Here is a 12,810-nt window from a genome sequence, read left to right as displayed (position 1 = left end):
TAATATGCGCCCCGTTCACACGATTCCTCTGTAGTTCAGTCGGTAGAACGGCGGACTGTTAATCCGTATGTCACTGGTTCGAGTCCAGTCAGAGGAGCCAAATTTAGAGAAGCCCGCTTAAAGAAATTTAAGCGGGCTTTTTGTCGCCTGTTTTACGTGAACAGGCTTAGTTCGCCGGCCGAGCTTCAATACGCAAAGCACCCGTCAGACCTGGACGCGTTCTCTGTTTGATGGGAATATCGAAGAACATACCCTCTCCATTTTCAAGTGCTTTTGTCTCCGCACTCACTCCAGGTTTGCCTGGATTATCATCCTGAAAACCATATTTGATACGCCAGCCGCCCAGAGCATTGGCATCAGGGAATGCCTCAACCAGGATTAATTCCCTCATGATGTAGCCTCCTTCGTAGTGCCTTTTCAGGAAGAGTATCCCGTCAACCTCATAGTCCGGCACCAGAACTTTAAGGTCGAGGGCAAAGCTGACTGAGCCGGAGGCTTTAACGCTTTTCGCAGGATCCAGGAACAGAGAGAAAAGATAGGGACTTTGATTACGATCGGGCGGGCGAACTGTGCCGGGTTTTCCCGGAAAAAGCTCGTCATAAGTACGGAATATTGCCGAATTTTCACGTGTTTCGCGACGCGTCATTTGCCACTGGCAGCCGCGTACGCTAACCACCACTTCAAACTGATAAGAAGCATTCACATTTTTACCCGCTTTAAGATCGGTCATCACTTCTGTCGGAAGTGAAATATCGTCAATATGCAATACGCCATCCACCCGCAATGACCCAAACAGGAAGCGCACAAGATTCTGGTAGCCCTCTTCAGAATTCACAATGCCGTAGTAACCTGAGTGGCTACGGTGAACAAAGGCCCGCGGAGATCCCACATCTTTGCCATCAGGCCCGGGCCCATGAGTCGTGGCATTATCAATGCGTACCAGACCATCACTTGCCTCCCCTGCCCCCCAGGCTGCCAGTCCTTTCATTACCGTATAATCACGTGAATCCGTCCCAATAAGATTGAAAATACGCTCAGGCGGGAAATTGTTGACCAGCGAGACATCGTCGCTATTTTTTGGCAAAGCCAGATAACCGGCCATTCTGTCACGATTGAAATTGTTCGCATCACCAAAGGAAAGCCATCCGGGGACATTACGTACAATTCGCATATCAATGCCATTGTGCGGCGTCGCATAAGTAAAAAGTTTATCCACTAATGCACGCGCTTCGGGGGTACTTAATTTTGAATTCTGCAAAAAAGCGCGGCAAATTAACCCTCCCATTGAGTGCGCGACTAAATGTACTTTGAATTCAGCAGGATCAATTACATTATTTGCACAAACTTTATCGCGCAGACGCAAAATTAACTCACCTAATCCCGTAGCAAAATGCTCAATGGGTGGTGTCTTACCACTACCGAAGTCTTCACTGGCTTCATCGTAATAGCGGTAGATAACGATACTCTTGTAGGGAATAACGGTGTCAGGTCGGTCAGACGCGATAAGATCTTCCCCTTCATTGAATACATCAGCATAGCCATGTTCTGACATAAGACGAATAATAGGGGATTCAAAATAAAAGCGCTTAACATCGCCGGTCCAGGCCATACGTGATTTTGTCGAGCCCAGATTAAATCCCATGTAGGGATCTGCAACTGTCTCTTCTATTTCACTTTGCGTTGCGGCGAAACCTCTTACATATATTATTGGATGGTACGATTGCGATTGCTTCGTTGCCATTTTATAACCCTCATGGATTGCATTGTAATAAAATCGACACACTGATCATTTTCATATACAACATTATCAATACATTAGTGCTATAAACCCACTTGCTAATAAACAAATTCAATTCGCTGAAACTATAAAATTAAAAATATTCATAATAAGATTGAATAGTTAAATCTTGCGAGACAACTCTATTTACAACATATGTCCAAATATATCCAGTGCGCGTACCCTTAACCAGAGCGGTATATTGAGCAAAGTCGCATTTATCATAATGCCAATGCCAGCAATTCGTCTTTCAACCAGTCAGTCGCCCCTCGCTTACCGCTTCGTTTATGCGAATAAATCTTCACATCAAAGGCTGGCACGGCAAACGGCAGTTGGAAGATTTTGACCGGTGCTGCCAGAGACAGCCTTTCCGCTGCATAACGCGGAATGGCCATCAGCAGATCGCTTTCGGCTACCATAAATGGCGCACTCAGCATCGACGGCGTTTTTACCGTCACCTGCCGCGAGTAGCCCATGCTTTCCAATTGTACGTCCAGAATCCCCTGCTTCTCATTCCAGGGTGTGACCACCACATGGCGCGCGGCAAGATAGTCATCAAGCGTCAGTCGTGTGCGGTTAAGATGACTGATGACCACATACTCATCTGTCGAACCAGCTGATCTCATCAAGCTCCGGCTGTTGCACATCGCCGTGCGCACTGAATCCCAGCGCCAGGTCAATCTCACCGGCCAGCAATTCAGTCAACGCCGGACTGTGAGGCAGATAGCGCAGCTCAAAACGCAGACCGGGTGCCGTCTCCTGCAATCGGTTCATCAAAGCCGGAAAGATACAAAATGCGGTAAAGTCGGTGATGGCAATTTGCAGGCAATCCGTGCTGGTTAAGGGCGTAAACACGGGGTGTGGCGTCAGTTCCTGATTCAGAAACTTAAGCGATGAGGCAATCGACGGTGCGAGCGAAGTCGCATAGACGCTCGGGCACATCATGTGACCTTCGCGATAAAAAAGCGGATCGTTGAGGGTAACACGCAGTCTCGACAACGCATGGCTTAAGGCAGAAGTGCTCATTGCCAGTTCCTCTGCCGCCAGTCTGACGGAGCGGTGGCGATAAATCGCATCGAAGACCGGTAACAGGTTTAAATCCAGGCGCCGCAAAGCAGAATGCATAATATTCATCAACCAGTGATTTCATTGCACTTAATTCTTTTTACAATAACGCTTATGCTTGGCGTCATCAATTTTTTGAGCTAACAGAAAAGAGAACAGGAAAAACGATGAGCACCACCATTCGCCAGGCCCGCCCGACCGACTCACAAGCCATTTACGATATGATTTATGAACTGGCCGTGTATGAAAAAGCACCCGAAGAAGTGGTGACCACAGCCGGATGAAATCAAAGCAACGCTGTTTGCTGAAGACAGCAAAACAGAAGCGTTAATCTGTGAAATCGACGGTAAGGTTGCGGGCTATGCGGTGTTCTTTACCAGCTATTCAACCTGGCTTGGCCGCAACGGCATTTATATGGAAGATTTGTATATCTCACCTGATTTCCGCGGTCAGGGCGCAGGAAAAGCCCTGCTCAAGCACATTGCGCAGTGTGCGGTGCAGCGCAAATGTGGGCGTCTTGAGTGGAGCGTACTCGACTGGAATCAGCCTGCGATTGATTTTTATCTGAGCATCGGCGCTTTGCCGCAGAGCGAATGGGTACGCTATCGCCTGGATGGCGAGGCCCTGCTGAAATTCGCAGAGTAAGCCAGAGCGGCACGAAAAAATCCCCCGTAACGGCATCCGCTGCGGGGGATTTTTTTAAATCTGGTAATCAATCGCCTCTTCGTCGGCTTCCATCACCTGGCGCTTGATGTCTTCGACCGAGAGTCCCGCATTGCAGAGTTCGATAAAACGCCAGACGTAGTTACGTTGCAACTGACCGCGTTTCAACCCCAGCCAGACCGTATTGGCATCAAACAGATGACGCGTGTCCAGCCGCACCAGTTTGCCCTCTTCGTTTTCACCGCTCGACTGTTCTGCAACCAGCCCTACACCCAACCCCAACTCGACATAGGTTTTGATCACATCAGAATCCTGTGCGCTGAGTACGACATCCGGCAGCAGCCCTTTACGACCAAATGCCTCGTCGATGCGCGAACGCCCGGTAATGCCCTGCCGGTAGGTGATCAGCGGCCAGCGACTGATCTCTTCCAGTGTCAACGGTGAACATTGCGCCAAAGGGTGATCCTGCGGCACCAGCAAGCTGTGATGCCAGCGGAACCACGGGAAGGCGGCCAGCGTACTGTCATTGCTCAAGCGTTCACTGGCAATGCCGATATCCGCCCCACCATTGTGCAGCAACGCTTCAATCTCCTGAGGCGTTCCCTGAATCAGCTCAAGACGGACCTCCGGAAAGAGTGCCCGGAATGATTTGATCACCGACGGCAGGCTATAGCGCGCCTGGGTATGGGTCGTGGCGATGGTTAACACACCAGAGGTGTCGTTAGTGAAGAGGTCAGCAAGGCGACGCACATTGCTCGCCTCGTTGAGGATACGTTCTGCGATGACCAGCAGAGCTTTGCCCGGCTCGGTCATTCCCAGCAGCCGTTTACCGCGACGGATGAAAATCTCAATCCCCAGCTCTTCCTCAAGCTCACGGATATGGCGACTCACACCGGATTGCGATGTATAAAGCATGTTGGCGACTTCGGTTAAATTGTAATCCCGGCGCGCCGCTTCCCGGATAATTTTCAGTTGCTGGAAATTCACCCTTCCCTCCAGGGCCATCAGACATGACGCTATTGTTAAAGTCTGAGGCCTGGGAGAACAAATAATAAAAACCAGCATCTTATTCCGTTATGGAATAATGATTAACTTACCAACTGTAATTCACGGTTATCAATGGCCGGACGGCTGACCAGAGACATAAGAATTTCTTTTACCGCTTGTGCCTGTGGCGACAACGACCCGCGTGCCGAGACGTTCAGTGATAAGGGCAGATTCATTGATGGCGTCGTGATACGTGCCATCCAGCCGTTTGCCGCACTGCTCAGAGAACGCGCCGCAGATTCCGGCAACACGGTGACCCCCATTCCACTGGCAATCGCCGCCGTCAGCGTGGAGATAGATTCGATTTCACCGATAATTTTGGCCGTCAGGCGGCGCAATGAAAATGCCTCATCCACGCGCAGTCGCACGGCGCTGTAATCACGTGGCAGGAACAGATTCATCTCCGCCACAGCCGTAAGGTCAACGCTTTGCCCCGGGCAGTCTCTCGTGCCGACCAGATAGAGATCTTCTTTCAGCAACGGCACGCTGGTAATGCCTGTACCCGGCGCACGTTCGTAGAGCACCGCCATATCCAGTTGACCGTTAAGCAACTTGTCGTTGAGAACCGCACCGCTGTTTTCATGCAAATAGACGGTCACTTCCGGCAACTCATTACGCACCGCTTGCAATAGCGGCATGGTGACGGATGACGCGGCAGTGCCGGGAGCAAGCCCAATAGAAACCTGTCCGCGCAGGCACTGACCGACATTATTTACTGCCATCTGTGCCTGCTCACACTGGCGCAGAATAGTGCGTGCATGCGTGTAGAGGATCTTACCCGCCTCAGTCGGCGTGACGCCGCGCTTGGTGCGAATTAACAATTGCTGATCCAGCTCACCTTCCAGTGTGGCAACCTGCTGGCTCAACGCAGGCTGAGCGATATGAAGAACTTCAGCAGCCTGAGTCAGGCTTCCGATATCAACGATTTTTACGAAGTATTTCAGGCGTCTTAAGTTCATTTTGCCTCCTGTTCGGGATACCAGTGCCACCGTGGGCATTCATGTTGTCGGAGGAGTTGCAAGATGCTTGCCAGTTTTAGATAAGGGATTCAATTATGCCTAACAGGCTGGATAATAAGAGATTCTAATCCCTTAAGCTGGATATGATTACTGAAACGCAGGTTTCGTTAATTGCCCCATAAGAGACTCCTCTGCTTCATCGTGGTGCACACCGGCGTGCAAAATTCAGGCGAACTGTTTAGCGCGCCGCCGAATTGCTGAAATAGTCAGCAAACAGTTCATCTACGGTGCATTGCAGGCTTTGACAAGGGCAGGATGCATCGCTAATATCCGCCCCGTTCACACGATTCCTCTGTAGTTCAGTCGGTAGAACGGCGGACTGTTAATCCGTATGTCACTGGTTCGAGTCCAGTCAGAGGAGCCATATTTAGAGAAGCCCGCTTAAGGAAACTTAAGCGGGCTTTTTGCTTTCCTGCGTTCGTGTTTTTCCAGGTACTGATTAACCGCCCTTACCCTTTACTTAAAGTTATTGCCAAAATCGCCGATACTTAAGTGAGGCTCCGTCCTCACGCTGTTAGATTTTTTGTTTCATAACAACAGGATGATCGAAATGGATAGCTCGCAAATCGCATCATTATCTACCAGTCTCAGTTCATACCAGCTAAACAGTCAGGTCAGTACGCTGGTGCTGAGGAAAGCGCTGGACGCGCAGGAGACGGCGGCAACCGATCTGATTAATCAGATCCCACAGTTGCCTTCTAACCCGGCAATCGGTCGTAATATCAATACCACCGCCTAGTCAGGTTTGCCCGATGGCGTTCAACGTGAGTTGTCCAGCACCATCCGGCAAAAAGATGACAGCAAGCCCGCACCATCTGCGGGCTTTTTTGTTTTTAGATTTACAGCAAGTGGTTAGCGACTGGCGCACTGAGGTTAACCGGCATGCCAGAACGACGTTCAAGAACCTCATTCGCATGGTTAGCATCCACCCCGTCACCTTTAATCACCGCACGCAGTGACTGGAGTGATCGGCAACGGCACTTTATCGTCAGATTCAAACTCGGCGCGATTGCGTGAAAGCGGTTCGTGTACTTCCACCCAACGGCTGCCATCAGGCTCAGTGGTGGCTTTCACCGGCTGATCGATAATCTGCACTCGGGTACCCACCGGCACATTGTCGAAGAGATATTTGATGTCGTCAGCACGCAGACGAATGCAGCCCTGACTCACACGCAGCCCAATACCAAAGTTGGCATTGGTGCCATGAATCGCATACAGCTTGCCGATGTAAATGGCATAGAGGCCCATCGGGTTATCCGGCCCGGCAGGGACCATCGCAGGAAGCGTGATGCCCTCTTTAGCATATTCACGGCGCGTATTGGGTGTCGGAGACCAGGTCGGTCCCTCCTGCTTACGTTCTACGGAAGTGACCCAATTACGCGGGGTTTCTCGTCCGGCCTGGCCGATGCCAATCGGCAGAACCTCAACCGTATTCCCGCCTTTCGGGTAATAGTAGAGACGCATTTCTGCCACATTAATCACGATCCCTTCGCGGACCGTCGGCGGCAGAATGATTTGCTGAGGTATCGTTAACTGCGTCCCGGCTTTTGGCAGGAAGGGATCTACGCCTGGGTTGGCTTCCAGCATATTGCTCAAGCCCTGTCCGTACTGCGCCGCGAAAGCTTCCAGCGGTTGAATATTGCCTTCAGGGACGGTAATCACCTGCGCACTTCCCACCAGTCGGCTCCCTTCTGGCGGCAACGGATAGCTCACGGCCAGCGCACTCTGGCTGGCAAACAAAATAAAAAGTCCATAAAACAGTTTCATACGACGCATGATTTCCTTTCCTCAGACGCGACAGGCGTACGCTAAGCATAGCGGTTTTTGCTTATTTTCTCGCTAAGCCGTTCAGGTGGCGTTCTTTCCACGCAGCAACAGGCCGACAAATTCACCCTCACTCTTCGCCCCTTGTGCCCTTTTACAATTGAGCGTAGGCTTGCAGCCAATTAAAACCGATCGGTCTAAATTATGAGTAGTGAGATGCTCGCAGTACAAAAACCCCGTCGTGGACGACCTCCAAAGGTCGAACGCGAGTTTATCGATACCCGCCAGGAGCTGATTCGCTCGGGGCTTGAGGTGCTGACGGAAACGGGTTATTTGTCTGCCGGTATTGAGGCGGTGATCAAAAACATCGCGGTGCCAAAAGGGTCGTTTTACCACTGCTTCAAGAGCAAACAGGAATTTGGCCTGGCGGTACTTGCCGCATACGGCACCTACTTTGCACATAAGTTAGACAAGCATTTGCTGAACAGTGACATGCCGCCGCTCGAAAGGATGACGGCATTCGTTCTCCATGCGGGTCAGGGGATGGCGAAATACCAGTTCCGCCGTGGGTGCCTTGTCGGCAACCTGCTCCAGGAAACGCCGCTTCTGCCCGAGGAATTCCCCGTACAACTGAAAGCCATTCTCAATGAGTGGGAAACCCGCGTCGCCCGCTGTTTTACCGAGGCCCAGGCTCTGAATGTTATCCCTGCGGATGCCTCACCTGAAAAGCTGGCCCGCGTGTTCTGGTCCGGCTGGGAGGGCGCGGTCATGCGCGCAAAACTCTACCAGTCCGCCGATCCGCTCAACCAGTACTGGGAATTCTTTTTGCACAGTATTACTAAAAAATAACACCTGCACAGGACGGCCCCGACGCCGAAAATCATAGTCAGACGAGGAAAACTCAGTCATGAAAGCTTTAGTTCTGGAACAGATTGAAAACAAAACCCTGGCAGCCGTAAAAGAGATTGCCCTGCCTGCCCTCGCCGACGGCGATGTGCTGGTCGACATCGACTGGTCCAGCCTTAACTACAAAGATGCGTTGGCCATTACCGGCAAAGGCAAAATCATCCGCCAGTTCCCGATGGTTCCAGGTATCGATTTCTCCGGTATCGTCAGCGAAAGCCGCGACCCGCGCTTTGAAGCAGGTCAGCCCGTTATCCTGACCGGCTGGGGCGTGGGTGAAAACCACTGGGGCGGCCTGGCCGCTCAGGCCTGTGTTAAAGGCGACTGGCTGGTCTCCCTGCCACAAACGCTCAGCGCACGTAATGCGATGATCATCGGTACTGCTGGCTTCACTGCCATGCTGTGTGTGGATGCGTTGGTCAATGCGGGTGTGAAACCGGAAAGCGGCAAAGTTGTCGTGACCGGTGCCAGTGGCGGCGTGGGCAGCACCGCTGTTGTCCTGCTCAAAGCGCTGGGTTACACCGTGGTTGCCGTCACCGGGCGCGAATCCACCCACGACTTCCTGCGTCAGTTGGGTGCAGATGAAATCCTGCCACGCAGTGAATTCGAAGAAACCCGTCCGCTGGAAAAACAGCTGTGGGCCGGTGCCGTTGACACCGTCGGCAGCAAAGTGCTGGCAAAAGTGCTGGCACAGACAAACTACGGCGGCTGCGTGGCAGCTTGTGGCCTGGCGGGCGGCTTCGACCTGCCAACCACGGTCATGCCGTTCATCCTGCGTAACGTGCGTCTGCAGGGTGTGGATTCCGTGATGGTCCCGACCGCCGAACGTGGTGCCGTGTGGGAACGCCTGGCCAGCATCCTGCCGGAAAGCTATTACCAGCAGGCATCCACCGAGATCGGTCTGGAGCAGGCTCCGGCCTTCGCCGCCGACTTCCTGAGCAATAAAATCCAGGGCCGTACGCTGGTGAAAATCAGCGGCTAATCTGTGACATCCCGGTATGGCATTCGTCATACCGGTTCCTCAGTACACTCCTAAAACACGCTGATATCTTTTTGTTTCACAAAGCTGTGACATACTGTTGCTCACAACCGCACACCCGTGAAACAAGGAGTGAATGATGAATAATAAGGGTGCAAATCTGACCCCTGACGAGGCGCTGAAGCAACTGGAAGCGCTCTACGATCAGTCGGTTAACAACCTGCGCGATGCCATTGGCACTTATATTGAAAACGGTTCGCTTCCCACCCCTGAAGCCAGAATTAAGGGCCTGTTTGTCTACCCGGAGCTTTCCGTAAGCTGGGACGGCAGCGCGACAAATCCACCAAAAACCCGCGCCTACGCTCGCTTTACCCACTCCGGCTGTTACACCACCACCGTCACCCGCCCGGCGCTATTCCGCAACTATCTGCATGAACAGCTCACCCTGCTCTGCCAGGACTACGGTGCGCATATTGAAGTCCGTCCGTCAGCCCATGAGATCCCCTATCCGTACGTGATTGACGGCTCAGAGTTAACCCTTGACCGTTCCATGAGCGCCGGATTAACCCGCCACTTCCCGACCACCGAACTGGCACAGATTGGCGACGAAACCGCAGATGGTCTGTTCCACCCGACCGAGCTATATCCGCTGTCGCACTTTGACGCCCGCCGCGTGGATTTCTCTCTCGCCCGTCTGCGTCACTACACCGGCACCCCGGTGGAGCACTTCCAGCCGTTTGTCCTCTTCACCAACTACACCCGCTATGTGGATGAGTTTGTGCGCTGGGGATGCAGCCAGATCCTTGACCCGGAAAGCCCGTATGTGGCGCTCTCCTGCGCCGGAGGCCACTGGGTGACCGCCGACACCAATGCGCCGGAAGAGGCCATCTCGGATCTGGCATGGAAAAAGCACCAGATGCCGGCCTGGCATTTGATCACTGCCGACGGTCAGGGCATTACGCTTATCAACATTGGCGTTGGCCCGTCCAATGCCAAAACCATCTGCGACCACCTCGCGGTGCTGCGCCCGGACGTGTGGATGATGATTGGCCACTGCGGCGGCCTGCGCGAAAGCCAGTCAATTGGTGACTACGTGCTGGCTCACGCTTATCTGCGTGATGATCATGTGTTAGATGCCGTACTGCCGCCGGATATCCCTATCCCGAGCATTGCCGAAGTGCAGCGCGCGCTGTATGACGCCACCAAAGAGGTGAGCGGGATGCCGGGTGAAGAGGTCAAACAGCGGTTGCGTACCGGTACGGTTGTCACCACCGATGACCGTAACTGGGAGCTACGTTATTCGGCCTCGGCGCTGCGCTTTAACCTCAGCCGTGCGGTGGCTATCGATATGGAAAGTGCGACCATCGCCGCACAAGGGTATCGCTTCCGCGTACCTTACGGCACGTTGCTGTGCGTTTCCGATAAACCGCTACACGGTGAAATTAAACTGCCTGGTCAGGCGAACCGCTTTTACGAAGGGGCCATTTCTGAGCATTTGCAAATTGGCATCCGGGCGATTGACCTGTTGCGTGCCGAAGGTGACAGACTGCATTCACGTAAACTGCGCACCTTTAACGAACCGTCCGTTCCGCTAATAAAAATAAAGAAGGATTTTTATGCATAACCCAACCCCTCTTGCGGCACTGCGCACCTTGCTGGCAGCCCTGGATGTCGACGGTATGATTGTGCCGCGTGCGGATGCTTACCAGAGCGAAGACTGCGCACCCCATGATGACAAACTTGCCTGGCTGACTGGTTTTACCGGCTCTGCAGGCATGGCGTTGGTCCTGCGTGACCGGGCGCTGATGTTTGTTGACGGGCGCTATCAGGTACAGGTACGCAACGAAGTGGATCTCAATGATTTTGAAATCCACCACTTGCATAACGAACCGCTGCCCGAGTGGCTTAATGCCTCTCTGCCTGCGGGCAGCCGTATTGCTTTCGAACCAATGCTGATGGTCAACAGTCAGTTCACTGCTCTTGATGCCACCCACTGTGAACTGGTCGCACTGAGTGAAGATCCCTTTAATGCCATCTGGCTGGATCGCCCGGCACCGCCGTGCGGAGCCATTCACGAAATGCCGATCGACATCAGCGGTGAGAGCAGTGCCGACAAACGTCTGCGCATTGCAAAAGTGCTGGCCGAAAAAGGCGCGGATCTGCTGGCAATTACCCAACCAGATAACATCGCATGGCTGCTGAACATTCGCGGTTCGGACGTGGCGATGAACCCGGTCGCACACTCTTTTGCCCTGCTGAGCCGCGATGGCGAAATCGAGTGGTTTGTCGATCACGCGAAAACCCATAACCTTTCCGGGACGCTAAAATCGTCGCTGCGCCTGTCCACATGGCAGAACTTCCTGCCCCACTGCCAGCAAATTGCGCCGGGTAAAAAGGTGATTGCTGGATGCCGATGGTGCGCCGGTCGCGCTGCGATTTGCCATTGAACAGCATGGCGGGGAAATCCTCTGGCAGGCCGACCCGATTACCTTCATCAAAGCGCATAAAAACGACGGTTGAGTTAGAAGGCTACCGGGAGAGTCATCGCCAGGATGGCGCTGCATGGGTTAACTTCCTGGCGTGGATTGCCAGCGAAGCGCCGGCCCGCGAGGCTTCAGGCCAGCCATTGACAGAACTGGAGGCCCAGGAGAAGCAGCTGAGTTTCCGCCAGCTGCAGCCGGGGTTTATTCAGCAAAGTTTCAGTACGATTTCAGCCTCTTCCAGTAATGCCGCGATGTGCCACTATCACTCCAGTGAGGCCACTAACACCGCGATCACCCAGGCCAATTTTTACCTGAATGATTCCGGTGGTCAGTATCAGCAACGGTACGACCGATGCAACACGTACGCTGTCTTTTGCGGCACTCTCTGCCGACCACCGACAGCACTATACCGCCGTATTGAAGGGTTTTTTGTCGATGCTGACCCTACAGTTCCCGAGCGGCACTCAGGGCCATCAAATTGATGCCTTCGCCCGCCGCGCACTGTGGGATTTGGGGCTTGATTTTGACCATGGTACCGGGCACGGTGTCGGGCACCAGTTGCTGATCCACGAACAGCCGCAGCGCATCGCCAAAAAAGTGAACCCGTGGCCGCTGGTTGCCGGGAATATCATGACCGTCGAGCCGGGATACTATCTGGCAGACCACTATGGTATTCGCATCGAAAACCAGGTTGAAGTGGTGGAAAGTCGCCCGGGTTTCTGCCGTTTCCGCTCACTAACGCTGGTACCGATTGATTTACGTCAGGTCGATGGTTCACTTCTGTCGGCGCAGGAAATCGCGTGGCTCAACGATTATCACAGTCTGGTCAGAGAAACGCTGCTTCCTCTGGTAGAGAGTGAGGCGCGCACCTGGCTTCTGGCCGCCACCGAACCTTTTAACGGTTAATACTCGACACAACCCTGTAACGCACTGGCGCTACAGGGTTAATTAGACGTTCTCATTCTGGCAAAAATCCGTTTAATTTCCCCACGGCCCAGACAATATTGCCGCTCATACAATCTGCAATGAAATACCTTTCTTGACATAGCCTTACCCGCCGTGTGCTATTGTTATCTTGCGTTATACTTGGCCTTTAGCCTAATATTATTA

The 12,810-nt window shown here is 53.0% G+C and carries 8 protein-coding genes, 2 tRNA genes and 5 pseudogenes; 10 read left to right on the top strand and 5 right to left on the bottom strand.

Annotation, left to right across the window (positions count from 1 at the left end; genetic code table 11):
• Nucleotides 1–24 precede the first annotated feature (24 nt).
• Nucleotides 25–100, top strand: a tRNA-Asn gene (locus AC5JPW_RS15300).
• A 66-nt stretch (nt 101–166) separates the two neighbouring features.
• Here AC5JPW_RS15300 and AC5JPW_RS15295 read toward each other — a convergent pair.
• Together AC5JPW_RS15295 and AC5JPW_RS15290 are read right to left on the bottom strand one after the other, a co-directional pair.
• Nucleotides 167–1,741, bottom strand: coding sequence for an esterase/lipase family protein (locus AC5JPW_RS15295; protein ID WP_494241633.1), 1,575 nt, complete (start codon nt 1,739–1,741; stop codon nt 167–169).
• A gap of 257 nt (nt 1,742–1,998) precedes the next feature.
• Nucleotides 1,999–2,914: pseudogene (locus AC5JPW_RS15290) on the bottom strand (LysR family transcriptional regulator).
• A 95-nt stretch (nt 2,915–3,009) separates the two neighbouring features.
• On the opposite strand from AC5JPW_RS15290, the pseudogene AC5JPW_RS15285 reads away from it, so the two are divergent.
• Nucleotides 3,010–3,487: pseudogene (locus AC5JPW_RS15285) on the top strand (GNAT family N-acetyltransferase).
• Between the two features lie 54 nt (nt 3,488–3,541).
• On the opposite strand, the gene cbl reads toward AC5JPW_RS15285, so the two are convergent.
• Together cbl and nac are read right to left on the bottom strand one after the other, a co-directional pair.
• On the bottom strand, nt 3,542–4,492 hold the full coding sequence (gene cbl / locus AC5JPW_RS15280; protein ID WP_494241631.1) for an HTH-type transcriptional regulator Cbl: 951 nt from the start codon (nt 4,490–4,492) through the stop codon (nt 3,542–3,544).
• 101 nt (nt 4,493–4,593) lie between these two features.
• Entirely contained in the window at nt 4,594–5,511 is a 918-nt protein-coding gene (gene nac, locus AC5JPW_RS15275; RefSeq protein ID WP_494241629.1) for a nitrogen assimilation transcriptional regulator NAC, read from the bottom strand.
• Between the two features lie 348 nt (nt 5,512–5,859).
• Between nac and AC5JPW_RS15270 the strand changes: the two genes are divergently transcribed.
• A tRNA-Asn gene (locus tag AC5JPW_RS15270) sits at nt 5,860–5,935 on the top strand.
• Between the two features lie 186 nt (nt 5,936–6,121).
• Complete coding sequence (locus AC5JPW_RS15265) at nt 6,122–6,310, top strand: YjfB family protein (RefSeq protein WP_494241628.1); 189 nt, start codon at nt 6,122–6,124, stop codon at nt 6,308–6,310.
• Nucleotides 6,311–6,410: 100 nt separating this feature from the next.
• Here the strand turns inward: AC5JPW_RS15265 and ldtA are convergent.
• Nucleotides 6,411–7,347: pseudogene (gene ldtA, locus AC5JPW_RS15260) on the bottom strand (L,D-transpeptidase).
• Nucleotides 7,348–7,539: 192 nt separating this feature from the next.
• Between ldtA and acuR the strand changes: the two are divergent.
• From acuR to AC5JPW_RS15230, 6 genes and pseudogenes are all read left to right on the top strand, one after another.
• Nucleotides 7,540–8,246, top strand: a pseudogene (gene acuR / locus AC5JPW_RS15255) (acrylate utilization transcriptional regulator AcuR).
• Nucleotides 8,243–9,220, top strand: a complete 978-nt coding sequence (gene acuI, locus AC5JPW_RS15250) for an acrylyl-CoA reductase (NADPH) (RefSeq protein WP_494241626.1) — start codon at nt 8,243–8,245, stop codon at nt 9,218–9,220. Before acuR ends, acuI begins: the two are co-directional and overlap by 4 nt.
• Nucleotides 9,221–9,356: 136 nt before the next feature.
• The gene (locus tag AC5JPW_RS15245; RefSeq protein ID WP_494242367.1) at nt 9,357–10,841 is read left to right on the top strand and encodes an AMP nucleosidase; all 1,485 of its coding nucleotides are present in this window, start codon (nt 9,357–9,359) and stop codon (nt 10,839–10,841) included.
• Nucleotides 10,834–11,664 (top strand): aminopeptidase P family N-terminal domain-containing protein, encoded by an 831-nt coding sequence (locus tag AC5JPW_RS15240; RefSeq protein ID WP_494241624.1) that lies wholly within the window; start codon nt 10,834–10,836, stop codon nt 11,662–11,664. The genes AC5JPW_RS15245 and AC5JPW_RS15240 overlap by 8 nt, the downstream gene beginning before the upstream one ends.
• Nucleotides 11,625–12,342, top strand: a pseudogene (locus AC5JPW_RS15235) (M24 family metallopeptidase); the annotation flags it as partial. The gene AC5JPW_RS15240 and the pseudogene AC5JPW_RS15235, both read left to right, overlap by 40 nt.
• Nucleotides 12,331–12,606 (top strand): M24 family metallopeptidase C-terminal domain-containing protein, encoded by a 276-nt coding sequence (locus tag AC5JPW_RS15230; RefSeq protein ID WP_494242365.1) that lies wholly within the window; start codon nt 12,331–12,333, stop codon nt 12,604–12,606. The pseudogene AC5JPW_RS15235 and the gene AC5JPW_RS15230, both read left to right, overlap by 12 nt.
• Nucleotides 12,607–12,810: the final 204 nt, after the last annotated feature.

The sequence above is a fragment of the Phytobacter sp. genome, from assembly GCF_059074235.1.
Note: the sequence above shows the minus strand (reverse complement) of the source record. Positions and strands in the feature narration are given on the sequence as shown.